At 68.1% G+C, this 22,516-nt stretch carries 27 protein-coding genes and 1 pseudogene; 11 read left to right on the top strand and 17 right to left on the bottom strand.

Annotated elements, in window-relative coordinates:
• The first annotated feature begins 17 nt into the window (after positions 1–17).
• Positions 18–749: a DUF1428 domain-containing protein gene (locus tag AB7O82_RS04210; protein ID WP_428537777.1), complete on the top strand. Its 732-nt coding sequence runs from the start codon at positions 18–20 to the stop codon at positions 747–749.
• Between the two features lie 12 nt (positions 750–761).
• Here AB7O82_RS04210 and AB7O82_RS04205 read toward each other — a convergent pair whose 3' ends face one another.
• Positions 762–1,937: an alpha-hydroxy acid oxidase gene (locus tag AB7O82_RS04205; RefSeq protein ID WP_428537780.1), complete on the bottom strand. Its 1,176-nt coding sequence runs from the start codon at positions 1,935–1,937 to the stop codon at positions 762–764.
• A gap of 79 nt (positions 1,938–2,016) precedes the next feature.
• Here AB7O82_RS04205 and AB7O82_RS04200 point away from each other — a divergent pair, with 79 nt between their 5' ends.
• Both AB7O82_RS04200 and AB7O82_RS04195 read left to right on the top strand, forming a co-directional pair.
• A complete protein-coding gene (locus AB7O82_RS04200) occupies positions 2,017–2,319 on the top strand; it encodes a hypothetical protein (protein WP_428537783.1) in 303 nt (100 codons plus the stop codon).
• Complete coding sequence (locus AB7O82_RS04195) at positions 2,316–3,236, top strand: glutathione S-transferase family protein (protein WP_428537786.1); 921 nt, start codon at positions 2,316–2,318, stop codon at positions 3,234–3,236. The genes AB7O82_RS04200 and AB7O82_RS04195 overlap by 4 nt, the downstream gene beginning before the upstream one ends.
• A 30-nt stretch (positions 3,237–3,266) precedes the next feature.
• On the opposite strand, the gene AB7O82_RS04190 is transcribed toward AB7O82_RS04195, so the two are convergent.
• From AB7O82_RS04190 to AB7O82_RS04150, 9 genes are all read right to left on the bottom strand, one after another.
• Complete coding sequence (locus AB7O82_RS04190; protein ID WP_428537789.1) at positions 3,267–4,433, bottom strand: NAD(P)/FAD-dependent oxidoreductase; 1,167 nt, start codon at positions 4,431–4,433, stop codon at positions 3,267–3,269.
• A 2-nt stretch (positions 4,434–4,435) separates the two neighbouring features.
• Entirely contained in the window at positions 4,436–5,845 is a 1,410-nt protein-coding gene (locus tag AB7O82_RS04185) for an NAD(P)/FAD-dependent oxidoreductase (protein ID WP_428537792.1), read from the bottom strand.
• Between the two features lie 261 nt (positions 5,846–6,106).
• Complete coding sequence (locus AB7O82_RS04180; protein ID WP_428537795.1) at positions 6,107–6,400, bottom strand: (2Fe-2S)-binding protein; 294 nt, start codon at positions 6,398–6,400, stop codon at positions 6,107–6,109.
• Entirely contained in the window at positions 6,381–7,511 is a 1,131-nt protein-coding gene (locus AB7O82_RS04175; RefSeq protein ID WP_428537798.1) for an NAD(P)/FAD-dependent oxidoreductase, read from the bottom strand. The genes AB7O82_RS04180 and AB7O82_RS04175 overlap by 20 nt, the downstream gene beginning before the upstream one ends.
• Entirely contained in the window at positions 7,501–8,307 is an 807-nt protein-coding gene (locus AB7O82_RS04170) for an ABC transporter permease (RefSeq protein WP_428537801.1), read from the bottom strand. The genes AB7O82_RS04175 and AB7O82_RS04170 overlap by 11 nt, the downstream gene beginning before the upstream one ends.
• Positions 8,308–8,389: 82 nt before the next feature.
• Positions 8,390–9,241: an ABC transporter permease gene (locus AB7O82_RS04165; RefSeq protein ID WP_428537804.1), complete on the bottom strand. Its 852-nt coding sequence runs from the start codon at positions 9,239–9,241 to the stop codon at positions 8,390–8,392.
• The gene (locus tag AB7O82_RS04160; RefSeq protein WP_428618703.1) at positions 9,238–10,164 is read right to left on the bottom strand and encodes an ABC transporter ATP-binding protein; all 927 of its coding nucleotides are present in this window, start codon (positions 10,162–10,164) and stop codon (positions 9,238–9,240) included. Before AB7O82_RS04160 ends, AB7O82_RS04165 begins: the two co-directional genes overlap by 4 nt.
• A 7-nt stretch (positions 10,165–10,171) precedes the next feature.
• Positions 10,172–10,786 (bottom strand): histidine phosphatase family protein, encoded by a 615-nt coding sequence (locus AB7O82_RS04155; protein ID WP_428537810.1) that lies wholly within the window; start codon positions 10,784–10,786, stop codon positions 10,172–10,174.
• Between the two features lie 13 nt (positions 10,787–10,799).
• Positions 10,800–11,837: an ABC transporter substrate-binding protein gene (locus AB7O82_RS04150; protein WP_428537813.1), complete on the bottom strand. Its 1,038-nt coding sequence runs from the start codon at positions 11,835–11,837 to the stop codon at positions 10,800–10,802.
• Positions 11,838–11,972: 135 nt separating this feature from the next.
• Here AB7O82_RS04150 and AB7O82_RS04145 point away from each other — a divergent pair, with 135 nt between their 5' ends.
• Positions 11,973–12,953 (top strand): LysR substrate-binding domain-containing protein, encoded by a 981-nt coding sequence (locus AB7O82_RS04145; protein WP_428537816.1) that lies wholly within the window; start codon positions 11,973–11,975, stop codon positions 12,951–12,953.
• A gap of 770 nt (positions 12,954–13,723) precedes the next feature.
• On the opposite strand, the gene AB7O82_RS04140 is transcribed toward AB7O82_RS04145, so the two are convergent.
• Positions 13,724–14,122 (bottom strand): cupin domain-containing protein, encoded by a 399-nt coding sequence (locus tag AB7O82_RS04140; RefSeq protein WP_428537819.1) that lies wholly within the window; start codon positions 14,120–14,122, stop codon positions 13,724–13,726.
• A 105-nt stretch (positions 14,123–14,227) separates the two neighbouring features.
• Between AB7O82_RS04140 and AB7O82_RS04135 the strand changes: the two genes are divergently transcribed.
• Positions 14,228–15,115, top strand: a complete 888-nt coding sequence (locus tag AB7O82_RS04135; protein ID WP_428618701.1) for a LysR family transcriptional regulator — start codon at positions 14,228–14,230, stop codon at positions 15,113–15,115.
• Between the two features lie 176 nt (positions 15,116–15,291).
• On the opposite strand, the gene AB7O82_RS04130 is transcribed toward AB7O82_RS04135, so the two are convergent.
• Positions 15,292–15,618, bottom strand: coding sequence for a TfoX/Sxy family protein (locus AB7O82_RS04130; RefSeq protein WP_428537825.1), 327 nt, complete (start codon positions 15,616–15,618; stop codon positions 15,292–15,294).
• A gap of 79 nt (positions 15,619–15,697) precedes the next feature.
• Here AB7O82_RS04130 and AB7O82_RS04125 point away from each other — a divergent pair, with 79 nt between their 5' ends.
• Genes AB7O82_RS04125 through AB7O82_RS04115 form a run of 3 tightly spaced genes read left to right on the top strand, consistent with a single transcriptional unit; the run spans position 15,698 to position 17,395 of the window.
• Positions 15,698–16,324, top strand: a complete 627-nt coding sequence (locus AB7O82_RS04125; protein ID WP_428537827.1) for a glutathione S-transferase family protein — start codon at positions 15,698–15,700, stop codon at positions 16,322–16,324.
• A complete protein-coding gene (locus AB7O82_RS04120; protein ID WP_428537830.1) occupies positions 16,311–16,733 on the top strand; it encodes a hypothetical protein in 423 nt (140 codons plus the stop codon). The genes AB7O82_RS04125 and AB7O82_RS04120 overlap by 14 nt, the downstream gene beginning before the upstream one ends.
• A complete protein-coding gene (locus AB7O82_RS04115; protein WP_428537832.1) occupies positions 16,730–17,395 on the top strand; it encodes a winged helix-turn-helix transcriptional regulator in 666 nt (221 codons plus the stop codon). The genes AB7O82_RS04120 and AB7O82_RS04115 overlap by 4 nt, the downstream gene beginning before the upstream one ends.
• Here AB7O82_RS04115 and AB7O82_RS04110 read toward each other — a convergent pair.
• Positions 17,373–17,912, bottom strand: coding sequence for a MerR family DNA-binding protein (locus AB7O82_RS04110; protein WP_428618699.1), 540 nt, complete (start codon positions 17,910–17,912; stop codon positions 17,373–17,375). The genes AB7O82_RS04115 and AB7O82_RS04110 overlap by 23 nt on opposite strands.
• Positions 17,913–18,074: 162 nt before the next feature.
• Between AB7O82_RS04110 and AB7O82_RS04105 the strand changes: the two are divergent.
• Positions 18,075–18,365: pseudogene (locus AB7O82_RS04105) on the top strand (cation transporter); the annotation flags it as partial.
• A 20-nt stretch (positions 18,366–18,385) separates the two neighbouring features.
• Here the strand turns inward: AB7O82_RS04105 and AB7O82_RS04100 are convergent.
• The 3 genes from AB7O82_RS04100 to AB7O82_RS04090 form a co-directional block, all read right to left on the bottom strand.
• Positions 18,386–18,799 carry a type II toxin-antitoxin system VapC family toxin gene (locus AB7O82_RS04100; protein WP_428537838.1) on the bottom strand — a complete coding sequence of 138 codons (414 nt, stop codon included), beginning with the start codon at positions 18,797–18,799 and terminating at the stop codon, positions 18,386–18,388.
• A complete protein-coding gene (locus AB7O82_RS04095) occupies positions 18,796–19,068 on the bottom strand; it encodes a type II toxin-antitoxin system VapB family antitoxin (protein WP_428537841.1) in 273 nt (90 codons plus the stop codon). Before AB7O82_RS04095 ends, AB7O82_RS04100 begins: the two co-directional genes overlap by 4 nt.
• Before the next feature lie 78 nt (positions 19,069–19,146).
• A complete protein-coding gene (locus AB7O82_RS04090; protein ID WP_428537844.1) occupies positions 19,147–20,175 on the bottom strand; it encodes an NAD(P)-dependent oxidoreductase in 1,029 nt (342 codons plus the stop codon).
• A 381-nt stretch (positions 20,176–20,556) separates the two neighbouring features.
• Here AB7O82_RS04090 and AB7O82_RS04085 point away from each other — a divergent pair, with 381 nt between their 5' ends.
• A complete protein-coding gene (locus AB7O82_RS04085) occupies positions 20,557–20,727 on the top strand; it encodes a hypothetical protein (RefSeq protein ID WP_428618696.1) in 171 nt (56 codons plus the stop codon).
• On the opposite strand, the gene AB7O82_RS04080 is transcribed toward AB7O82_RS04085, so the two are convergent.
• Positions 20,722–21,663, bottom strand: a complete 942-nt coding sequence (locus tag AB7O82_RS04080; protein ID WP_428618694.1) for an SAM-dependent methyltransferase — start codon at positions 21,661–21,663, stop codon at positions 20,722–20,724. The two genes, AB7O82_RS04085 and AB7O82_RS04080, sit on opposite strands and share 6 nt — an antisense overlap.
• Positions 21,664–21,761: 98 nt before the next feature.
• Between AB7O82_RS04080 and AB7O82_RS04075 the strand changes: the two genes are divergently transcribed.
• The gene (locus AB7O82_RS04075) at positions 21,762–22,346 is read left to right on the top strand and encodes a hypothetical protein (protein WP_428537850.1); all 585 of its coding nucleotides are present in this window, start codon (positions 21,762–21,764) and stop codon (positions 22,344–22,346) included.
• The last annotated feature ends 170 nt before the right edge of the window (positions 22,347–22,516 follow it).

Raw genomic sequence — 22,516 nt, 5'->3', positions numbered from 1 at the left:
GAGAGGAAGGAGGTCCCATGGTTTATGTTGAAGGATTTATCCTGGCGGTTCCGGCCGCGAACAAGGAAGCCTATCGCAAGCACGCCGTCGACGCCGTATCGTACTTCAAGGGCCACGGCGCGACGCGCCTCGTCGAGTGCTGGGGCGACGACGTCCCCGACGGCAAGCTCACCGACTTCAAGCGCGCGGTGAAGGCCAAACCCGACGAGGTCGTCCTCTTCTCCTGGGTCGAGTACCCCAGCAAGCAGGTCCGTGACGCTGCCAACGAGAAGATGCGGGCCGACCCCGACGCCAACGCGATGGCGGCATCGATGCCGTTCGACGGCCAGCGCATGGTGTATGGCGGCTTTTCCGTGCTCGTCGAGGAGAGCGGCAGCGGCGGCGCCGGCGGCAAGCCGGGCTACGTCGACGGCACCCTGATGCCCGTCCCCGCCGGCAACAGGGACGCGTTCCGCACCTGGGCGGCCAGGGCAGCCACCGCCCTCAAGGAGCATGGCGCAGTGCGTGTCGTCGATACCTGGGGCGACGACGTGCCCGACGGCAAGGTCACCGACTTCAAGGGCGCCGTGCAGGCGACCGGCGACGAAAAGATCGCCTATTGCTGGATCGAATGGCCCTCCAAGGACGTGCGCGACAAGAGTTGGGAGAAGCTCATGGCCGATCCGCGCATGCACCCCGACAAGGACCAGGTCCTGTTCGACGGCAAGCGCATGATCTACGGCGGCTTCGCGCCGATCGTCGATCAGTAGGCCACGCGTCGCTCACCGCCGGTTGCGGCGCAGGTCCTCCTCGTCCTTCCACATCAGGAATTGCGGGCCGAGATCGGCGATCTTGGCGGCGCCGATCTGGGCCATGGTGATGTCGATCTCGCGCCGGAAGATGCCGAGAGCCTTGGCGGCGCCGGGGATGCCGCCGGCCGCCACGCCGTAGAGCGTCGGCCGGCCGACGAACACGAACTTGGCGCCGCTGCATAGCGCGACGATGGCATCCATGCCGCGCCGCACGCCGCCGTCGAGCATCAGGGTCATCTTGTCGCCGACCGCGTCGCGGATAGACGGCAGCACCTCGAGTGGCGAAGGTGCGATGTCGAGCTGGCGTGCGCCGTGGTTGGACACCATGAGACCGTCGACGCCGAGCGAATGGGCGCGGATCGCGTCGTCGGGATGCATGATGCCCTTCAGCACGAAATTGCCCTTCCACAGCTCGCGGAACCGCTCGACGTGCTTCCAGGTCATCGGCGCGCGATTCTGATAGGCGACCAGATCGGCAACCTGGTCAGCGGTGGCATTGGGGCCGGCGTACTTCGCCCAGTTGTCGAAGTACGGCGTGCCGTGCTTCATCCACTCCATCATCCAGCCAGGATGCCGCAGGGCTTCGAACTTGGTCTTCCAGGTGAGCTTGAGCGGCCGGCCCCAGCCGTTGCGCGTGTTGCGCTCGCGGTTCGAGCCCTCCGGCACGTCGACCGTGAAGACCAGGGTGCGCAGGCCGGCGTCGCCGGCCCGCTTGATCATGTCCTCCGACACCGACTGGTCCTTGGCGGAGTAGAGTTGGTACCAGCCATGGTCGGGCGCGAGCTTGCCGAGATCCTCGATCGAGCCGGTGCTGGAACCCGACATGATGAAGGGCACATTGGCGTCGCGCGCTGCCTCGGCCAGCATCAGGTCGGCGCCGCGGCGGAACAGGCCGGCGATGCCGGTCGGCGCGATGCCGATCGGGCTCGAATAGGTGCGCCCGAACAGCGTCGTCGACTGGTCGCGTACACTGACGTCGACGAGATAGCGCGGCACGATGCGGGCCTTGCGGAACGCCTGCTCGTTGGTGACCAGACCGACCTCGTCGTCGGTGCCGCCCTCGATGAAGTCATAGGCGATCTTGGGCAACCGCTTCTTCGCGAGCTTGCGCAGATCGTCGATGTTGACCACGCCGTCCATTGCCATTCGCTCGTTTCCTCCAGTCGATTGCGGGCAATTCTGGCCGCCTTTGCCGCCGCTCGCCAGCGGTGTTAGACCGGCCGCCATGCAAACCGCTCACGTTCGCCGTGCTGTTCCTGCCGATCAGGCGGCGCTGGCGGCGCTGCTGTCCGACATGCAAGCGCACTACGGCTCGGCCGAACCGTCCGGAGGCGCGGCCGAGATGGCGCGCCTCTTGACCCGACCGGGCGAGCGCCCGCCCTTCGCCCTGCTCGCCGAGGCCCGCGGCTCGGCCGACGCAACGAACACCGGCGCCCAGCGGCTCTACGACCGGCTGGACGTGCCGCGCCAGAAAAAGTGCTTCTATCGCCTGAATGGCGAGGTCCTTGGCAGGTTTGCCGGCGCGTGAACACCCTGATCCTGCACCACTACGACTTCTCGAATTTCGCCGAGAAGGCGCGCCTGATGCTGGGCTTCAAGGGCCTGGCCTGGCGCGGCGTCGAGATCCCGCCGATCCTGCCCAAGCCCAAGCTCGTGCCCCTGACCGGAGGCTATCGCCGCACGCCGGTGCTGCAGGACGGTGCCGACATCTGGTGCGACACCAACCTGATCGCCCGCGAGCTCGAGCGTCGCGTGCCCGAGCCGACGCTGTTTCCGGCCGCGACCGCCGGCGGCGCCAACGCCATCGCCTGGTGGGCCGAGCAGCAGTTCATGCGGCCAATGGCGCTGTTCGTGTCGGGCATCAACGCCGACCACATGCCCGCCGGCCTGCACGCCGATCGCGCCCGCCTGCACGGCCTGCCCGAGCCGTCGATCGAGGCGGTGCGCAAGGCGGCGATCCGCAACCGCAATCTCGTGCGCCCGCAGATCCGGTGGCTCGCCGACATGCTGCGGGACGGGCGGCGCTACCTGCTGGGCGCCGAACCCTGCATCGCCGACTTCGCGGCCTACCACGTGGTGTGGTTCCTGCGCGGCCGCCACATCGATTGCCGCGGCGAGCTCGAGCCGTATCCCCGCCTGCTCGCCTGGCGCGACCGCATGGCCGCAATCGGCCACGGCACGCGCACCGACATCGATGCCGACCAGGCGCTCGCCATCGCCCGCGACTCGACCCCGGCCGCGCCGCCTCCCTCCGATCCGCAGGACGGCGATCCGCGCCCCGGCGAACGTGCCCGCGTGCGGCCTGGCGACAACGCCAAAGACTGGGTCGAGGGCGAGGTGCGGTTCATCGACACCACCGAAATCGCCCTGGCGCGCCACGACCCGCTGGTCGGCGAGGTCGTCGTGCATTTCCCGCGCCTCGGCTACGATTGGCGCCGTGCCTGAGGCGAAGCCCAGCCCGTTCATTGTTCATCCCTATTCGTCCGGGGCGGAGCTCACCTGCAACGCATCGGCTCGGTCCTTGAAGCGCGCGATGCCGAGGCCGTCGATCGGCACGTTGGTCCGGCCGGTGGCGACCAGTTCGGCCATCATCGCGCCGGTGCCCGGCCCGAGCTGGAAGCCGTGCGCCGAGAAGCCGAACTGGTGATAGACGCCCTCGCTGGTCGAGCTCGGGCCGATCACGGGAATGTCGTCGGGCATGCGCGCCTCGATGCCGGCCCAGGCGCGCACGATGGTCGCCGCGCGCATCACCGGGAACAGCTCCCACACCGTGCGCGCGCTGATCGCCAGCTTCGACCAGTCGAGCACGCTGCGATTCTCGTCGCGATAGGGCTCGGCGAGATGGCCGCCGCCGATCACGACGGTGCCGTTCTCCAGCTGCTTGAAGGACAGCTTGCGGCCGCGCAGGATCACCACCGGCTGGATGAAGGCGGGCAGCCGGCTGGTCACCATCAGCATGGGTGCGATGACCTCCAGCGGCACCGGCTCGCCGAGCCGGGCGGCGATGCGGTCGGCCCAGGCGCCGGCAGCGTTCACCACCTTGGGCGCCTCGAGCGGACCGGCGCTGGTCTCGACCCGCCACACCGAGCCGGTGCGCGCGAGGCCGGTCACGGTGACGCCCTCCATCACCTCGACGCCGCGCTCGACGGCGCGACGACGGAACGCCTGGGTGGTGCGGAACGGATCGGCGGCGCCGTCGCGGCGCGACACCACGCCGCCCGGACAATGGTCCGACACCGCCGGCACGAGCCGCTTCAGCTCGTCGCGCCCGATCAGCTCCTCGTGAGTAAAACCCTTGAGGCGCAGATCGTCGACGCGGGCGCGAAAGCCCGCGAGCTCCTCCTCGCTTTCCGCTACCAGCACCGTGCCGTGGCTCGAGAAGCCGCAATCGTCGCCGACGACGTCCTCGATGCGCTCCCACAATTCCATCGACGAGATCGACAACGGGATCTCGGCGATATGGCGCGCGAGCTGGCGCACGCCGCCGGCATTGACGCCCGAGGCGTGGCGGCCGGCGTAGTCCTTCTCGACCAGGATCGGCTTCAGCCCACGCAGCGCCAGGTGCAGCGCTGTCGAGCAGCCATGGATGCCGCCACCGATCACCACGACGTCGCCGGTCCTGGTGCCCTGGGCGCGCGCCATCGTCAGCGCTCCACGGCCTTGCGCTCGGCGGCGCTGATCGGCAGCGAGGCGAGCTCGGCCAGCGTGATCGGCTTCACCGGCGGACGCAGGCGGTAGTAGCCAACCTCCGCTGGCGTCGACTCGCGGGTCTCGGCGATCAGCTCGGTGACGGTGAGGCCGCACAGCCTGCCCTGGCACGGCCCCATGCCGCAGCGCAGGAAAGCCTTCATCTGGTTCGGCCCCTCGCAACCCAGCCGCGCCGTGTCGCGCACCTGCCGCGCCGTGACCTCCTCGCAGCGGCAGACCAGCGTATCGCCATCGGGCCGCCGGAAGGCATCGGCCGGGCGGTTCAGCCAGTCGAGGAAGGCGCGGCCCATCTCCTCGCGCTGCAGGCGCTGCCGCGCCGCCTGCGCGTCCGGCATCGCCGCATCGGGCCGCAGCGCGCGCACCGCCTCCATCGCCGCTATTCGACCGCGCTGGGCTGCCGCGGTACCGCCGGCGATTCCTGCCCCGTCGCCGGCGACGGCGATGCCGGCGACCGATCCGCCGAAGTCAGCATCGAGCACCGGCTCGAAGCAGAGCTGGCGCTCGTTCCAGCGATGCTCGAGGCCGGCCGCCATGGCGAGATTGACGTTGGGCACGACGCCCTGGTGAAGCAGCAGGAGGTCCGCCGGCAGGCGGCGCTCCCCTCCCCCGCCCAGGCCGAACACGACCTCGGCCAGCTTGCCCTCGCCCACCGCCGCGACGCGATCGACCTTGTGCACCGGCACGCGCGCCTTCACCTCGCGCAGGAGCTTGAGGCCCTTGGCGAAATACGGCGACAGCGCGAACTCCGGCAGGTGCGGCAGGGCAAGCAGCCAGTTGCGCGAGGGCGTGGTGTCGAGCAGCGCCGAGAGTTGGCCGCCGGCGCGCAGGATCTGCGCGGCGAGCAGCCACAGCAAGGGTCCCGTTCCGGCCAGCACGGTGCGGCCCGACGGAACCAGGCCTTGCGCCTTCAGTGCGGTCTGGGCACCGCCCGCCGTCATCACGCCGGGCAGCGTCCAGCCCGGTATGGCGAACGGCCGCTCGAGCGCGCCGGTGGCGACGATGATCCGCCGCCCTTCGATCAGCCGGGTCTGGCCGGCGATCGAGACGCCGACGATGCGATGCGGGTCGAGGCTCCACACCGTGGCGCCGGTGACGATCGCGGCGGCGCTGGCCCTGGCCTCGGCAGCGAGGGCCTCGCCGACCCAGTAGTCGTCGCCCAGGATCGACCGGTCGGCGACCGGGCTCGCGGTGATGGCGCGATAGATCTGGCCGCCAATTCCTGGATTCTCGTCGAACAGCACGGTCGAGAGCCCGGCGCGCGCCGCGACCGACGCCGCGGCAAGCCCTGCCGGCCCGCCGCCGATGACGATGAGATCGTAGACTTCCGCGAGGTCGGCGGCGTTCATTGAGAGAGGCTCCTCTTTGCTCTCCTCCCCAGCTTCGCTGGGGAGGTGTCCGCGTAATCGCGGACGGAGGGGTCACGAATCATGCGGACCGCGGGCGTCTCGCCCGCTCTTCTCATGAGCGGCGAGACGCCCGCGGTCCAGAAGAACATGACCCCACTGCCTGCCTGCGCGAAGCCGAAGCGGCTTCGCTTCGGCGAAGGCGGGTCGCCGTAAGACGGCGACACCTCCCCAGCAAGGCTGGGGAGGAGTTTGACGACGCCCTCATCGCCCCGCCTCGCGCTTGCCGAGTTGGGTCTCGACCGTCATGCCGGCGTGCACCGGGACCAGGCAGGCCTGGCGGCTGCCAATCCCGTCGATGGTCACCAGGCACTCGAAGCACACGCCCATCATGCAGTAGGGCGCGCGCGGCGCGCCGGTCACCGGGGTGGTGCGGCACGGCGAGACGCCGGCGGCCAGCAGGGCCGCCGCCACCGTGTCGCCGTCGCGCGCGGTCACCGGCTTGTCGTCGACGGTGATTGCCACCGCCGCTCCCGCCTCAGCCAGCCTCTTGAACATGGAACCTCCGCGCGCTGAAAGGGGCGACCAGCGATTTGTCGAACGCGCCGCGTGCGATCATCGGCGCGATGGTGAGAGCGTGATTGGCCGCCAGCGTCACGCCGGAATGACAGCACACCGTGAACGCGCCGGGATGCGTTTCCGACTCATCGTAGATCGGGAAGCCATCTTGGGTCATGACACGGATCGCGCTCCACGTCCGCACGACGTTCGCGCGGGCGAGCAGCGGGAACTGGCGCACCGCGCGCTCGGCCTCGGTGGCGCTGACGCCGAGCGTCAGGCCGGCCGGATCGGTGCTTTCTTCCTTGGAATCGCCGATCATCACCGTGCCCTCGTCCGTCTGGCGCAGGGTGACCACGGGGTGATTCAGGAACGGCCGCAGGCGCTCCGTCACCACGATCTGACCGCGCTCCGGCTTCATCGGTGCCTCGAGCCCGACCATCGGCGCCAGCCGCATGTTGGCGTTGCCGGCGGCAAGCGCGACGCGATTGGCGCGCACCTCGCCCTTTTCCGTCACCAGCCGGAACTCGCCACCCGTCTTGTCGATCGTCTCGACGCGATGGCTCGGCAGGTAGGTGACGCCGCGCGCCTGCATGGCGGTGTGCAGGGTACGGAACAGGCGCAGCGAATTGACGTGGCCGTCGAGCGGGCAGTAGCTGCCCCCGACCACCTCCGGCCCGATGTCGGGCAGCATCTTCGCCACCGCGGCGTGGTCCAGGATCTCGGTCTTGTAGTCGACGATGCCCGGCTGGTTGTGCAGGCGCTTCAGCACCAGGGCGCGCGCCTCGAGCTCGCGCTCCGACAGCGCGAGATGGAAACCGCCCGGCCGCTGGAAGCAGACATCGAGGCCGGTCTCCTCCTTGAGCGTCGCCGCAAAGCCTGCCCAGGCATTGGACGAGCGGATCGTCCAGCCGGCGTAGGGCGCGAGGCCGAGGCCTTTGCTCTGAACCCACACCAGGGCGAAGTTGCCGCGGCTCGCGCGAACCGCGCGATCGCCCTCGTCGAGCACGACCACGCGGCAGCCCTCGCGTGCGAGGCCCCAGGCGGTCGCCACGCCGACCAGCCCGCCGCCCACCACGGCGACGTCGTAGCCGCTGCCGCTATCGGCCATCGCCGCTCCTTCCGACCAGGAGGCGCTCGAGGCCGAAGGCCCGATCGAGCACCACCAGGGCCAGCACGGTGATGGCGATGACGCAGGCCGACACCGAGGTCACCAGCGGATCGATGTTGTCCTGGATGTAGAGGAACATGCGCACCGGCAGGGTCACGGTCGACGGGGCGGCGATGAAAACCGTCATGGTCACCTCGTCGAACGAGTTGATGAAGGCGAGCGCCCAGCCGCTGACCAGGCCAGGCAGCACCAGCGGCAAGGTCACGCGCTTCAGCACGATCCAGTCGGAGGCGCCGAGCGACACCGCGGCGTGCTCGATCGATCGATCCATTCCGACCGCGGAGGCGAGCGTCAGGCGCAGCGCGAAGGGCAGCACGATCACGATATGCGCCAGCACCAGCCCGGCGAACGTGCCGCCCAGCCCGATCTGGGTGAAGAAGCGCAGGAAGGCGATACCCAGCACGAGGTGCGGGATCATCAGCGGCGACATGAACAGCGCCGTCATCGCCTCGCGCCCGCGGAAACGATAGCGCGCGATGGCGAGCGCCGCCGGCACCGAGATCGCGACGGCCACCGCTGACGACAGCGCCCCGAGCCACAGGCTGCGCCAGAACGCCGAGATGAACTCGGGATAGCGGCCGATGGCGTAGAACCAGCGCAGCGACCAGCGGTCGGTCGGAAAGGACAGGTATCCTTCCGGCGTGAAGGCAACGATGCAGACGACCAGGATCGGCGCCAGCATGAAGCCGACGAACAGCGCATGGAAGGCGAGCGCCAGGGGACCGTTGCGGCTCATGTTTCTTTCGGACCGCGGGCGTCTCGCCCGCTCATGGATTCATATGAGCGGGCGAGACACCCGCGGTCCGCATGAACACTATTCACGAGAACACCTGCGCATAACGGCGCTCGACCAAGCGGCTGGCGCCGATGACGATCGCGACCAGGGCGACCAGTAGCAGCACCGCAACCGCCGCGCCGAGCGGCCAGTTCAGCGTGTTCAGGAATTCGTCATAGGCCAGGGTCGATGCCACCTTGAGCCGCCGGCCGCCGATGATCGCCGGCGTCGCGAAAGCGCTCGCCGCCAGGGCGAAGACGATGACGGCGCCCGACAGGATGCCGGGCATGATCTGCGGCAGCACGATGCGGCGCAGCACGGTGAACGGCCCCGCTCCCAGCGCCACCGCGGCATTCTCGACCTGGGGATCGAGGCGCTGCAGCGCCGCCCACACCGCCAGCACCATGTAGGGCATCAGCACGTGGGCGAGTGCCACCACGACTCCGGTCTCGGTGAACATGAAGGGCAGCGGCGACGAGATCAGGCCCAACGAGATCAGCGCCTTGTTGATCACGCCCGAGCTGCCGCCGAACAGCAGCGCCCAGCCGAGCGTGCGCGCCACCACCGAGATCAGGAGCGGTCCCAGGATCACCAGCAGGAACAGGCCGCGCCACGGCCGCTTCATGCGATTGAGGATGTAGGCTTCGGGGGCGCCGAACAGCGCCGTCAGCAGGGTGACCAGGAAGGCGATCCGGAAGGTCCGCCCGAACATCTCGAGGAAGTACGAATCGGTCAGCACCTCGTGCCAGTTCTTCAGCACGTACACCGGCTCGATGCCCTTGTACTGGCCCCAGTCGTGGAACGACAGCAGCACCGTCATGACCAGCGGCACGATCACGATGGCGCCGAACAGCAGCAGCGCCGGCAGGCTGAGCAGGTAGGGCGCGGCCCTCATGCCGCCGCAGCCCACGCGAGATGCACGGCGTCGCCCTCGGCCGGCATCGGCTCGCCGGTGTTCTGGCGGATCACCGTCACCAGGCCGCCGGCCGTGTCGACCTGGTAGAGCCAGTGGCTGCCCTGGAAGATGCGGGTGCGCACCGTACCGGCGAGGCCTTCGGCGGCGAAGGCGATCTTCTCCGGCCGCACCGTCGCACCGTTCACCTGGTTGGTCTTGCCGAGAAAGCTCGCGACGAACGGCGTCGCGGGCTGCTCGTAGGCCTCGTGCGGCGCGCCGATCTGCTCGGCACGGCCGTGATTCATCACCACCAGCCGGTCCGACAGTGCCATCGCCTCGGCCTGGTCGTGGGTCACCAGGATGGTCGTGGTGCCGAGACTGCGCTGGATCTGGCGCAGCTCGATCTGCATCTCCTCGCGCAGCTTGGCGTCGAGATTGCTGAGTGGCTCGTCGAGCAGCAGGATCTGCGGCCGGATGACCAGCGCGCGGGCGAGCGCCACGCGCTGCTGCTGGCCGCCCGACATCTGGCGCGGGAAGCGACCGGTGAAGGCGGCGAGCCCGACCAGCTCCAGCGTCTCGCCGACCCGCCTCACCCGCTCTGCCGCCGCCACGCCCTGCATCTCGAGCCCGAACGCAACGTTCTCGGCGACGGTCATGTGCGGGAACAGGGCGTAGCTCTGGAACACGATGCCGAGACCGCGCCGCGCCGGCTTCACCGCCAGGAGATCGCGACCTTCGAGGTGGATCGCCCCCGACGTCGGCTCCACGAACCCGGCGATCAGCTGCAGCGTCGTCGTCTTGCCGCAGCCCGACGGCCCGAGCAGCGAGACGAACTCGCCCTTCTCGACGCTGAGCGACAGGCCGTCGACGGCGGCGTGCGTGCCGAAGCGCTTGGTCAGGTGATCGAGAATGAGGAAGGCCATCGCGCCGTCAGGTGTCGACGCGCGCCGCGGCGCCGCGATGCAGGCAGTAAAAGGCGTTCTGCGGCTGGTCCATCTTCAGGATCTCGGCCTGGGGTGCGCCGAGGAACATACCACGCAGCACGCGGCCGATGCCGCCGTGGGCGAACACCGCGACCGGCTGCTCGTGCGCCAGCGCCACGATCTCGTCGAGCGGCAGCCGGGCGCGCTCGGCCACCATGGCATAGCTCTCGCCGCCGGGCGGCTGGTAGCTCCAGTGATCCTGCCGGCGCGCCGCCATGGCGCCCGGCCAGCGTGCCTCGATCTCGGGCAGGATCAAGCCGTCCCAATCACCCCAGCTCATCTCGCGCAGCCGGTGGTCGAAGGCCTGCTCGTCGTGCGCCAGGCCGGCCGCTGTCGCCGCGATGGCCAGGGTCTCGCGCACGCGGCCGAGCGGGCTTGCCCGCACGATGACGCTCGACGGCTGATAGCCGCCGAGCCGCAGTTCCCGCGCCAGGGCCTCGCCCATGGCCCGGGCCTGCGCGCGGCCCGTCGCAGTCAGCGGCGAGTCGAGGTAGCCCTGGGCGCGCTTCTCGGCGTTCCACACGGTCTCGCCGTGGCGGAAGAGAAAGATGGGATGGCGCACGCTGCCGGCGAGCCTAGCGCTCGACCTCGCGATTCCAGCGCTTGGTCCACTCCTCGCGCTGGGCGTTGATGGCGTTCCAGTCGGGCTGGATCACCAGCTTGGCGCGCTCGCCGACCGGGGCCATGCGCAGCTCGCGCATGTTGACGTCGACCTTGGTGTTGACCGGGCCGTTGCCCATCTCCTTGGCCAGCACGGTCTGCACCGGCGCCGAGATCAGCGTCTTGATGAACTCCTGGGCCAGCGGACTGGCGTTGGCCTTGGCGACCGGGCAGGCCGAGGCGAGCAGGATCGGCGCGCCCTCCTTGGGATAGATGAAGTCGACGGGGAACCCCGTGTTGGCAAATGCCTGGACGCGGCCGGTGCCCCACACCGCGATCTGGCCCTGGTTGGACTGGAACAGCTCGGTCATCTTGCCGGGCGACGGCTCGTAGACCAGCACGTTGGGATTCACGTCGGCCTTCATCACCTTGAAGCCGGGCTCGATGTTTTTCTCGCCGCCGCCGTTCAGGCGCGCGAACATCATCAGCGTGTAGAGCCCGTAGGTGTTGTTGATCGGCGGGATCACCAGCAGCTTCTTGAACCTGGCGTCTTTGAGGTCGTTCCACGAGGTCGGCGTCGCCCAGCCCTTGTCCTTGAAGGTCTTGGTGTTGATCATGAAGCCGGTGCCGGTCTGGCCGACGGCGACCGCGTTGTCGTCCTTGAAGAGAGCTGCCGGGTAGAGCTCGCTCTTGTCGAGCCCGTCGAGCTTGCCGCAGAAGCCGAGCTGGATCGCCTGGTACATCGGCCCGTCATCGACGATCGCGACGTCGATCACCTGGTTGCCCTTCTGGGCCTGCAGCTTGGCCAGTGTGTCGGTCGAGTTGCCGGCGACATACTCGATCTTGACGCCGTGCTTGGCCTCGAAGGCCGGGAACACCGACTTGCGCAACTGCTGCTCCCACGAGCCGCCGTAGCCCGCCACGACCAGCGACTTGGTCTGCGCGGATGCCGATGCCGCGCCAAGCAGCGCGGCCAGACCCGCCACCGCCGTCAGATAGCCCGAACGCCTCATTGCCCCTCCTTCCGCGGCGCCCCATCGCCGCAATTAGCGGCTCCCCGTCGCCGCAAGCTCCCATGTTTTCGATCAGCCACGGTGACGTCAAATTCGATTTCGCCGCCATCTTCATAACAAGATATTATGAAGCCCATGCGCCGGCTGAATCCCCGCCAGATCGAGGCGTTCCGCGCGGTCGTGCTGACCGGCAGCGTCGGCGCGGCGGCCTCCCTGATCAGCGTCACACAGCCCGCGGTCAGCCGGCTGATCCGCGACCTGCAGCAGCATCTCGGGCTGGTCCTGTTCGAGCGCCGCGGCACCGGCCTCGTGCCGACCAGCGAGGCGCTGTCGCTTTATGGCGAGGTCGAGCGCGCCTTCGTCGGGCTCGACCGCATCGCCGAGATGGCGACCGAGCTGCGCACGCGCCGCGCCGGGTTCCTGCGCATTGCCGCCCTGCCTGCCCTGGCCAACGGCTTCCTGCCGCGCTTCGTCGGCCGCTTCCTCGCCGACCGCCCCAAGCTCGACATCGTGCTGTCGGGCCTGGTGTCGCACGCCGTCGTCACCGCCGTCGCGCACGGCCAGTGCGACCTGGGATTTGCCGAGGCCTCGCTCGAGCACGCCGCCGTCCAGAAGGAGGACATGCCGGTGGCGCCGATGGTCGCCGTCCTGCCGCAGGGGCATCGCCTGGCGCGCAAGGCCACGCTCCGCCCTGCCGACTTCGAGGGCGAGAGCTTCATCTCGCTCGGCCATTCGACGCTCTCGCGCTTCCGCATTGACCGCGTGTTCGCCGAGCACGGCGTGACCCGCATCATGCGCATCGAGACGCCGCTGTCGGAGATCGCCTGCTCGCTCGCCGGTGCCGGCGCCGGGGTCTCTCTCTGCGAGCCCTTCACGGCCACAGAGTACGCCACGCGCGGCATCGTGGCTCGCCCTTTCGAGCCGCGCATCGACTTCGAGTTCGCCGCCCTCACCGTCACGCAACGCAGCATGCCGCCGGTGGCGCGCGACTTCATCGACGCCTTCAGGCAACACGTCGCCGAGTTCGTGCGCCGCGAAGGCTGGAAACGGGCTCCGGCGGATCGCGCAGGTCGGGCAGGCTCGAGATCCGGGAGAGCGGCGGGCAGCGCAGCATGAAGTGATCGACTGCAAGGCTGAGAAAGAACGAAGGGAAGAGAGAGCTTCGTTCGAGATAATCGCGACGAAATTTTGCGTCATTTGCGTCACAGTGTCATTTGCGAGCGATGCCAACGACTTGCGCGTGACGCAAACAGCGGACGCTGACGCTTTTGCGTCACCGGTTCGTTCCGCAACGCCGCGCGCGAGTAGCGACACCCGGCACGCACCACGATACCGAGGATGGCGGAAGTGCGCGGAGGAAGCTCATGGCCAGGAGCACGCCATCCTGCTTTTGCCGAAGCGAAGCCGCTTCGGCTTCGCGCAGGCAGATCCGTGGCGCTCATCCTCTTCTGGACCGCGGGCGTCTCGCCCGCTCATGAGACATGATGCGGGCGGGACGCCCGCGGTCCGCGTGAGCGCCACAGGGTGGCGCGCTCCCGGCACATCTTTCATTGGGCATGGTCGTGCTGCGGACGCATCGGCTGAGCGGTCGAAAATGGAACGGGGGTGAAATCTTGCGTTCGGTGCGTTCGGTGCGTTCGAAACTGTTTGAAAACAATGGGTTGGTGGAATCGCTCTTTGCGGTCGGCTTGCGTTCGCGCCTCGCGTTTTGCGTTCGCGGAACACGCGATGAGGGCAGCTGAGACGGGTTGACACTCATGGATTGCACGTTAGCGTGATCTTGCTGGAAGTCGCCTGGCGCGGGCGGGACTGGCTGCAGTCTGCAGCCACGAGCCTGTGCAATTGATTGCACAAGCTCGTGACGCGGTCGTACGGGCCATGAGGCGCTAGCCGAAATGCACGCCGTACTCGGCGGCAATCGCCATGATGTCGGGCGGCGTCAGGGGTGCCTTCCTGGCGGCCCGGTCGAAGTGGCGGAACATCTCGGCGAGCTGCACGCCAGGGCTGGCGATCACCAGCATCCTAACCGGGCCGTCGGTGTCGTTGCGAAGACCGTGCAGCTCGCCGGGCTTGAAGGCGCGGCAGGTTCCCGGCCCGACCTTCGTCTCGCCGGCTTCGCTGATCAGCGTGAGCTCGCCCTCCATGACCAGGAAGGTCTCCTCGTCGTGCTCGTGCCGGTGCGGCGGCACGAAGTAGCCCGGCGGGATGGGGTTCTTGGCAATGAACATCCCATCGTCGCGTCGCACGATCATCTCGGCACCCATCACGTCCAAAGTCTCGGTCATGGTGTCTGTCCTCCATCTTGTGACGGGTCGACAGGTACGCCGCTCCCCGGCTCGCGGGCAGGCCGTGGTTCTGGACAGATCGTTCGCCCCGGCGAACAATTACTCATGGACGCGTTTGCCGGCATCGAAGCCTTCGCCGCCGTCGTCGAGCGCGGCAGCTTCACCGCCGCGGCCGAAAAGCTGCAGACGGCGAAGTCATCGGTCAGCGAGACGGTGCGCGCGCTCGAGGAGCGGCTCGGCGTGCGTCTGCTCGAACGCACGACGCGCCGCGTGCGGCCGACCGAGGCCGGCGCCGCCTACTATGCGCAGTGCCGCCGTCTGCTGGACGCCGCGGCGGCGGCGCGCAGCGAGGCCCAGGCGGCGCACAGGCACCCGGTGGGCAAGCTGCGCGTCGGCGCGCCCGACGCCTTTGCCGAGCGCTACATCGTGCCGGGCCTGGGGGCGTTCCTGGCCGCCTGGCCGACGATCTCGATCGAGTTGGTCGAGGCCGCCGGCGCCGCCGACCTGGTCGACCAGCAGCTCGACCTCGCCATCCGCATCGTCGAGAAGCCCGAGCCGCGCCTGGTGGTGCGCCGCATCGCCACCTCGCGAATCGTCATCGTCGCTGCGCCGAGCTATCTCGCCAGCGCCGGCATGCCCCGGGAGCCTCGCGACATCCTGGCCCATCGCCTGCTCGCCTTTGCGCCGCTCGCCTGGCGTGACACCTGGCGCCTGGGATCGGAAACGATTGCCGTGCAGCCGCGGCTGCTCACCAGCAGCGGCGAATCCCTGCGCGCCGCCGCGCTGGCCGGACTCGGCCTCGCGCCAGTACCGGAGTGGCTCGTCGCCGATGCCCTGGTCGCCGGCCTGCTGACTCGAGTACTGGTCGACTACGAGCCGCCGTCGGGCGGCATCTATGCCGTCTATCCGACCAACCGCCTGTTGGCGCCGCGCGTTCGCGTCTTCGTCGACCACATCGCCCGCGACCTGCGCGCCCGCGGACTGCCCCGCTGAGGATAGTCGTAAGAAGAGGTCCCGAACCGTTGCAGCAACGATCCGACGAACGGATCGAATTCGACCATGCTCTAGCCGCGTGCCAGGCGTTGGTCGCATTCGTCCTCGAGAACGCAGACCATTGAGGCACACGGCCAAATCGATTCTCCCAAGACTGGTTTCGTCGGAAGCAGCCGCTACTTCGGCGGCAGCGTGCCGACGAAACGCGAGGCGAGCCCGATCCAGCTCGCGAGAGCGCGGCCTCGGCAGGCCTCCTCGGCGACCCAGATCAGACCGCCCATCCGCCGCCCGCTGAAGACAATGGGCTCGGCGCCGGGCCTTGCCAGCGCCTCAGCCTCCAGCTCCTTGCCGATCCGGAACATGAAGCGGCCGACCTCGACGCCACACAGCATGTTGCCGTTCAGCATCCAGCAGAAGCCGCCGAACATCGCCCGCTCGCTGATGCCCTGCCGGCGCGCGAGAGCAGCGCGCATGCGGTCGGCGAGGTGCGGATCGTACGGCATGGATGGGGTCCCATGGATCGGTTGGGTCGCTTGACTACGTTTTCCGGAGTATATAATCCTTTTTCCGGAGGTCGGCCACATGAGCAAGCTGAGGCTCGTCTATTTCGACATCGACGGCGCACGCGGCGAGGCGGCGCGCCTGGCCATGGTCATCGGCGGGGTGCCGTTCGAGGACGACCGGGTGAAGTTCGCCGACTGGGAGGCCCGCAAGCCCGGGACGCCCTTCGGCGCCCTGCCGGTGCTCGAGGTGGATGGGCAAACGGTGGCGCAATCCAATGGCATCAACCGCTACGTCGGCAAGCTCTCCGGTCTCTATCCGGACGATGCCTGGCAGGCCGCGCTCTGCGACGAGGCAATGGACGCCATCGAGGAGATCGCCACCACGGTGTGGAGCACCATGTTCCTGCCGGCGGCGGAAAAGAAGGCGCAGCGGGAGGGCCTGGCCGCAGGACCGCTTTCCGACTCCCTCGACCGTCTGCAGCGCCGCCTCGTCGCGCATGGCGGCCACTACTTCGCGGACGGCCGGCTCACCGTCGCGGACCTCAAGGTTTTCGTCTGGACCCGGCATCTCCGATCCGGGCAGCTCGATCACATCCCGGTCGACCTGCCCGACCGCATCGCCCCGCGACTCGTGGAGCACCATGAGCGCGTGAAGGAACATCCCGCCATTAGGGCCTACTACGGCAAGCGCAATGTTGCGCTCTGAGAAGTCCGCCCTGTCGCGCGCCTTCTGGCTTGGCATCGTCGCCTATGTCGTGCCGAGCTTCGTCATCGCCTATCCCTGGCACCTGACGGTCTTTGCGCCGGCTTACCGCGAGCTCGCGATGTATCGCGACGACGTCATCGTGCCCTTCGGCCTGCTCTCGATGCTGATCCAGGGCGCAGCATTCTCCTGGGCCTATCCTCGCCTTTTCCCCGAGCGTCGGTCGGTCCTGCGGCACGGCCTCGCCTATGGTCTCATGATCGGCCTGCTTTCATGGTCGTTCACGACGCTTGCAGTCGCGGCCAAGAACGTGATGACATCGGTGCCGGCCTACCTCGCGCTGGAGACCGGCTTCACGCTCCTCCAGTTCGCCGTCGTCGGGCCGTTGATCGCCCTGGCCCACCGCAGGTGACGCAAACCCACTATCCGCAGTTCTGTGCCCTCGCCCGCGCCGCCGAGATTGTCGGCGAGCGCTGGACACTGCTCATCGTGCGCGAGCTGCTGCTCGGACCCAAGCGTTTCGGCGACCTGGTCGGGCGGCTGAGCGGCGTCAGCCCGACGGTGCTGACCGGTCGCCTCAATGCCCTGATCGAGAGCGGCGTCGTGCGGCGTGCGATCCTGCCCCCACCCTTCAACGCCCAGACCTACGAGCTGACCCCGGTCGGGCTGGCGCTGAAGCCTGCGATCCGCGAGCTGATCCGCTGGGGCGGTCACTTCCTCTTCCCGCCGCGCCCCGACGACACCTTCGAGCCCGACTGGGTGCTGCTCGGGCTCGACGCGATCAGCCGCCAGACGCCGACGCCGGCGCGCACGATCGCGCTGCGCGTGACGCAGGGCGGCAAGTCCGCCAGCTTCCTCGTGCAAGGTGGCCCGCAGGGTACGACCCTCAGCCGCGGCGATGGCCCGGCCAGCGCGACGATCGAGACCCGCTTCGACACGCTGTTGCGCATTCTCTCGACCCAGCTGCCGCTCGATCAGGCGGTGTCGGAAAAGCTGGTGAATGTCGAGGGATCGGCCGTGGCCGCGCGCAGCCTTCCGCGGATGTTCGACCTCAGCGATCGCCGTCGAGCATGACGTGGCCGTCACCGCCCAATGACAGACTGACGGCCGCGCCGTCAGTCTGTGGCCACTTTGGTACCGCCAGGGCTTCCAGCAACAGGCATTGGGGCACCGTGCTGCCCCTGCAGGAACGGACGAGGTCCGACAAGACCCGTTCCATCCGACTCAGAACGGCGATCTTTGCGCGCACCTCCGCCAGATGCGCGACTTCGACCTCTCGAACCGCGCCGCAGGTATTCACCTTGCGATCGGCGGGACCGAGAAGGCGTCGCACGGCATCGAGCCTGAAGCCGAGGTCCCGCGCCTGGCGGATGAACGACAGCCGCTCGACGTCGGAAGGTCGTACAGCCGATAGCCGCCCGTGGAGCGATCCGGCTTTCGCAGGAGCCCTTCCGTCTCGTGGTGCGTCTTTTGTTCCTATGGATCGGTTCCCTGCCCGCTGATCCAGATGGGCGACGGCAACGGTTGTCGTGACGCTGGACCGACAGGCGTGGTGCCGGAGGCCTGCTCGCTGCGACCGGCCGCGTTCCATGAGCGCGCTCGTGCAGGCCTTCAGTGGTGTCGTGGAGCGCATACCGGGCGGCGTCTAATCGCGCTTCAACATGGGAGACGGTTTGGGTGCCGCGCTCGACGCGCTCGTGGACAAGGAGCGCTCAGGCTGCGAGACCCTCGAGGTCACGGTCGAGGAAGAGGCCTGCCCCTGTCCCTCACGGGACTTGGCGCCCTCGCAGTCAACCTATCGTGTGCCTTCGCGCTCGCGCGCTATCGCCACCATGCGGGCAGCCTGACAAAGGCAGCTTTCCTTTCCGCGCACAACGATGCGATCGCCAACGTGGCGATCATTGCCGCCGGCGTGGTGACGACCTCGCTCTGGAAAGCGGCATGGCCAGACCTCGTCGTCGGCGTCGGCATCGCGGCAATGAACGCCGATGCCGCCCGTGAAGTATGGTCGGCGGCCCGGCAAGAGCACCGAGCAGTGCCGTAGGACGATTTCCATCGGCCGGATCATTTCGCCAGGGCCGGTTGAACGTCGGTCAGTGCGAAGTCGTTGCCGACATAGAGCAATGGGACGGAATGCTGCTTGGCAAGGGCGTAGGCGAAGCAATCGCCAAAGTTGAGCCCACCGCGCACACCAAAACCCTTGCCGTAATCCACTCGCGCCTTCAACGCATTGCGGGCGACCATCGCGTCAAGCGGCGCAATGTCGATGCCGAGCGTAGCAAGAAAGTCGTCGAGAACGCCGATGGCCTTCGCCCGTCGATGATCATTGAGACGGCCGGCAAGAACCGTTCCCGTTTCGACGTAGTTGACCGCGGAAATCAATCGGGATGAAGCTCCCTCCAGTGCTCTGGTGCAGTCCGGCCCTTCCGGCTCCTCGAAGAGAATGGCGATGATGGCAGAACTGTCGACCACCATCATTTCGGCAAGCCCCGCTGTTCGGGCGTGTCGCCGGAGGCTTCGTCCCATTCCTCCTTGGTGACCGGGCGGCGGTCGAACAGAGGCGCCTGCCTGCGCACGAAATCCTGAACGCGAGCGAAATAGTCGCCCTGGGCCGCGCGCTCGGCGCGCACCCGCTCCAACCGCTCGCGCATGGCCTTGGTGATAGCGTCGGTCATGGTCTCGCCGGTGAGCCGGGACAACTCCCGCGCCAGTCTGTCGGCTTCCTCGGTCTTGATGCTCAACGCCATGAGGATTCCATTTCTAGATCAGTCATCTAGATAACATATGGGCAGTCCCTTTCTCAAGCACAAGAGCGCAAGTGAAGCTCAGGTCGTCAGCGGTGCGAGCTTGCCAATGTGCCACGCTCGCTCGTCCGGCGAGATCAAATGCATTGGTGTTTCCCCCGCCAGGGCACGCACGCAATTGAGCGCTGCCCGCCTGACGCCGGTCACACGCCCGGTGCCGCCCGCAGCGGAATTGTGGGGCGACGCAATGACGTTCGGAAGATCGAGGAAGGGGAACTTCATTTCGAACCGTCCGTGGCGCACCGGCTCGATCCACCACGCGTCGATGCACGCAACGAACCCCGCATGGTCGCGCAGATGACGGTACAACGCCTCTTCGTCGAGCAGTTCGCCGCGTGCCAGGTTGACGAGAATGGCGTCCTCCCTCATGAGCCCGAGTTCCCGCGCCCCGATCAAGCCGACCGTTTCGCGAGTAAGGGGCAGCGTCACGAACAGAATGTCGGAAACGGCCAGCATCGTCTCCAGGGCGTCCGGCTTGCCGACCCAGTCGATCGGAACCGACGACTCCCCTCGCCGGTTGATCCCGTGGACGCGCGCCCCCATGCCTTTCAGAAGTCGGGCAAGCGCAAGACCGGTTCCGCCCAGTCCAAGGACGCCGCACGTGCTCTCGGCCATCATGCGCGTCGAACCTGCCTGATTGAACTCGCCGCGCGCCATCCTGGCCTGTTCCATTGGAAGATGCTTGGCGGCCGCCAGTGCCATGGCCAAGCCGTGCTCAGCCATCGATTCCGCCTGCGCACCCGCATTGCTTGCCAGCGGCACCTGCAGCGGCAGCCGATCGAGCGGAATGAAGTCGACGCCAGCTGCAAGGAACTGAACAAGACGCACCTCTCCGATCAGGCCGATCTCGTCGGCGGAGAGTTCCTTCACGGGGTTATGGGCCAGCAGCACCGTAGCCGACGACAAGGCCGCACGCCGCGCCTCCGGCTGCTCCAGCTCGTCGAGAAAGATGATCCGGGCCCGGTCGGAGACCGTCTCGGCGAGTGTCCGCCTGTACAAGGGGCTCAGCTTGCATGTGACGACGAGCGCGGGCTGTTCGTTGGCAATCATTGCATTCTCCGACGGTTTGCTGAACACCGCGGGCCATCTTCCCATCGGAAGCACAGAAGGAACAGATCGTTGGCCTCGGTCCACGCCTGGAGGAGATCGACGCCGAACTCGACGCGCTCGCCGAATTTCGCGAGAAGCCTGCCGGCACCATCCGCATCACCGCCGGCGATCAAGCGATCAACTCGATCCTGTGACCAGGCTCGCCCGGTTCCTGCCGAAATATCCGGACATCAAGGTCGAGCTTGTCGTCGACTACGGCCTGACCGACATCGTGGCGCAGCCTTGACGCTCCTGGTCGACGCATTGCGCTATAGAGACGGGCGGGCGTCGCGCTGACAGGCGCCAACCTTGCCGATCATGGGCTGGGAGCGCGCCACTCCGATGGCGCTCTTCCTGGTGATTGGACATCCCATGAGCGCCATCGGAGTGGTGCGCTTCCAGCAAAGAGACGACGTCGATGGGCAAAGTCAGGTTAGCGCCCATGAGCGCGCCACTCCCGTGGCGCTCATGCTCTTCCGGACCGCGGGCGTCTCGCCCGCTCAGAAATCATGAGCGGGCGAGACGCCCGCGGTCCGCATGAAAGGGGCGTTCGAGAATGAACGTGAGCTCGTGCTTGTTGTGGTGCAGGTGCAGCACCCGAGCGCCCGGAATGGCGGCGAAGGCGGCTGCGGTCTCGTGATCCGTCGCGCCCTGGAACTTGATGGTGCAGACGAAGGTCCGCACCAGGCCCGACGCACGCCAGCGCTCGACCAGCCGCAGCAGGCGGGCCGGATAGCAGACGATGTCGGAGAACAGCCAGTCGATCGGACCGACGCTCTCGGGTGCAAGCGCAAAGGCGCTCTCGCCTCGCCATGTCACGCCCGGCATCGCGGCGACGCCTGGCGCGAGCGGCGCCTTGTCGACCGCCAGCACCTCGGCGCCGAGCCGGGCCAGCACCCACGTCCAGCCGCCGGGCGAGGCGCCGAGATCGAGACAGCGCTCGCCCGGCCGGGGCCAGCGACCCAGCCGCACGAGGGCTTCCCACAGCTTCAGGTAGGCGCGGTTGGGCGGCCCGGTCCGGTCCTCGACGAAGGCGACCTCGCCGTTGGCGAAGGGCGAGGTGCAGCGCGCCGCCGCCAGCATCCGGTCGGGCGCCAGCAGCGTCCACGAGCCGAGCGGCGCGGCGGGAGCAGCGGTCGGAAAGACGATGGGCTTGGCCGAGACATGCGGCAGGCGCTCCTGGATCAGCGCCGCGCGCCGATGGTGCACGGGCGCGTACATCTCCCAGTTGCGCTGGATGGCGCGCAGCGCCTGCGCCGCACTGCCGATCGAGGGCACCGGCAGCTCGACGCAGTCGAGCCAGGTGTTGGCCGCCCAGGCTGCCGCGACCGGCGGACCTTCGCACAGGATCAGCCGGCCATGGCGCAGCGTCTCCGCCGCGCCGCCGTGCCCCAGCTCCTCGGCCAGCTGCTCGGTGAATCCGTCGGCCGCAAGGTAGGCCGTTATCATGTCGCCGTCCGTTCCCCTGTAACAGTCAGGGCATAGCCCGCCGGCCCGACCGCATGCTAGTAGCCGGTCGGAGGATCGAATCACAGAAGGGGGACATCGTGATCAGCAGAAGGCAGATGATGACGACGATCGCGGCCGGCGCGCTCCCGGGCGCGAGCGGCGCCCTGGCCCAGAGCCAGCCGATCGTCGGCATCTCGACTGTGACGACCTACTCCGCCGATGCGCGCATCACCGCCGTCGACAGCAACGCACGCACCGTCACCTTCACCTTCGCCAACGGCGCCACGTCCACGCGCAAGGTGAGTCCGACGCTCACCAACTTCAACGCAGCCCGGATCGGGCAAAACGTTTCGGTCGGTTTCGAGGACAAGCTGACCTTCGTCCTGTCCGGTCCCAACGCCAGGACGCCGCGCGATCGCGACCTCAGCGTCAGCGCCACCGCGTCGATGGGCAAGAGCGGCGCCAGCGTGTCAGCCGACCAGCTGGTCGTGAACTGGTGGGTCACCGGCGTCAATGTGGCCGCCGGCACGATCTCGGTGATCAATCCGGCCGGCGGCGAGGTGCGCACCTACAGCGTCACCACCCAGGCCGGACGCGATCAGCTGCCGCGCGTCAAGACCGGCGACTACCTGACGGCGATCGACAGTCAGGTGCTCGTCGTGTCGATCACGCCGAGATCCTGAGGCCGGATTCATGGCTGTGAGCGCGCCAATGTCCGTAGCGCTCATGTTCTTCCGGACCGCGGGCGTCCCGCTCGCTCATGATGCTGATGAGCGGGCGGGACGCCCGCGGTCCGGCATGAGCATGAGCGGGCGGGACGCCCGCGGTCCGCACGAAGATGCTCGCGGTCCGG

This window comes from Reyranella sp. (assembly GCF_050185545.1).
Taxonomy (GTDB): domain Bacteria; phylum Pseudomonadota; class Alphaproteobacteria; order Reyranellales; family Reyranellaceae; genus Reyranella.
The sequence above is the reverse complement of the archived record's forward strand: the minus strand, read 5'-3'. Positions and strand labels throughout refer to the sequence as shown.

Coding starts and splice junctions, on each gene's coding strand:
- AB7O82_RS04210 (WP_428537777.1), top strand. CDS start 18: ATGGTTTATGTTGAAGGATTTATCCTGGCGGTTCCGGCCGCGAACAAG.
- AB7O82_RS04185 (WP_428537792.1), bottom strand. CDS start 5,845: ATGAACGCCGCCGACCTCGCGGAAGTCTACGATCTCATCGTCATCGGC.
- AB7O82_RS04135 (WP_428618701.1), top strand. CDS start 14,228: ATGGACGCGTTTGCCGGCATCGAAGCCTTCGCCGCCGTCGTCGAGCGC.
- AB7O82_RS04130 (WP_428537825.1), bottom strand. CDS start 15,618: ATGCCGTACGATCCGCACCTCGCCGACCGCATGCGCGCTGCTCTCGCG.
- AB7O82_RS04110 (WP_428618699.1), bottom strand. CDS start 17,912: ATGGAACGCGGCCGGTCGCAGCGAGCAGGCCTCCGGCACCACGCCTGT.
- AB7O82_RS04205 (WP_428537780.1), bottom strand. CDS start 1,937: ATGGCAATGGACGGCGTGGTCAACATCGACGATCTGCGCAAGCTCGCG.
- AB7O82_RS04140 (WP_428537819.1), bottom strand. CDS start 14,122: ATGACCGAGACTTTGGACGTGATGGGTGCCGAGATGATCGTGCGACGC.
- AB7O82_RS04175 (WP_428537798.1), bottom strand. CDS start 7,511: ATGGCCGATAGCGGCAGCGGCTACGACGTCGCCGTGGTGGGCGGCGGG.
- AB7O82_RS04160 (WP_428618703.1), bottom strand. CDS start 10,164: ATGGCCTTCCTCATTCTCGATCACCTGACCAAGCGCTTCGGCACGCAC.
- AB7O82_RS04190 (WP_428537789.1), bottom strand. CDS start 4,433: ATGGCGCGCGCCCAGGGCACCAGGACCGGCGACGTCGTGGTGATCGGT.
- AB7O82_RS04170 (WP_428537801.1), bottom strand. CDS start 8,307: ATGAGCCGCAACGGTCCCCTGGCGCTCGCCTTCCATGCGCTGTTCGTC.
- AB7O82_RS04165 (WP_428537804.1), bottom strand. CDS start 9,241: ATGAGGGCCGCGCCCTACCTGCTCAGCCTGCCGGCGCTGCTGCTGTTC.
- AB7O82_RS04200 (WP_428537783.1), top strand. CDS start 2,017: ATGCAAACCGCTCACGTTCGCCGTGCTGTTCCTGCCGATCAGGCGGCG.
- AB7O82_RS04120 (WP_428537830.1), top strand. CDS start 16,311: ATGTTGCGCTCTGAGAAGTCCGCCCTGTCGCGCGCCTTCTGGCTTGGC.
- AB7O82_RS04125 (WP_428537827.1), top strand. CDS start 15,698: ATGAGCAAGCTGAGGCTCGTCTATTTCGACATCGACGGCGCACGCGGC.
- AB7O82_RS04090 (WP_428537844.1), bottom strand. CDS start 20,175: ATGATTGCCAACGAACAGCCCGCGCTCGTCGTCACATGCAAGCTGAGC.
- AB7O82_RS04080 (WP_428618694.1), bottom strand. CDS start 21,663: ATGATAACGGCCTACCTTGCGGCCGACGGATTCACCGAGCAGCTGGCC.
- AB7O82_RS04100 (WP_428537838.1), bottom strand. CDS start 18,799: ATGATGGTGGTCGACAGTTCTGCCATCATCGCCATTCTCTTCGAGGAG.
- AB7O82_RS04150 (WP_428537813.1), bottom strand. CDS start 11,837: ATGAGGCGTTCGGGCTATCTGACGGCGGTGGCGGGTCTGGCCGCGCTG.
- AB7O82_RS04145 (WP_428537816.1), top strand. CDS start 11,973: ATGCGCCGGCTGAATCCCCGCCAGATCGAGGCGTTCCGCGCGGTCGTG.
- AB7O82_RS04085 (WP_428618696.1), top strand. CDS start 20,557: ATGGCGCTCTTCCTGGTGATTGGACATCCCATGAGCGCCATCGGAGTG.
- AB7O82_RS04095 (WP_428537841.1), bottom strand. CDS start 19,068: ATGGCGTTGAGCATCAAGACCGAGGAAGCCGACAGACTGGCGCGGGAG.
- AB7O82_RS04180 (WP_428537795.1), bottom strand. CDS start 6,400: ATGTTCAAGAGGCTGGCTGAGGCGGGAGCGGCGGTGGCAATCACCGTC.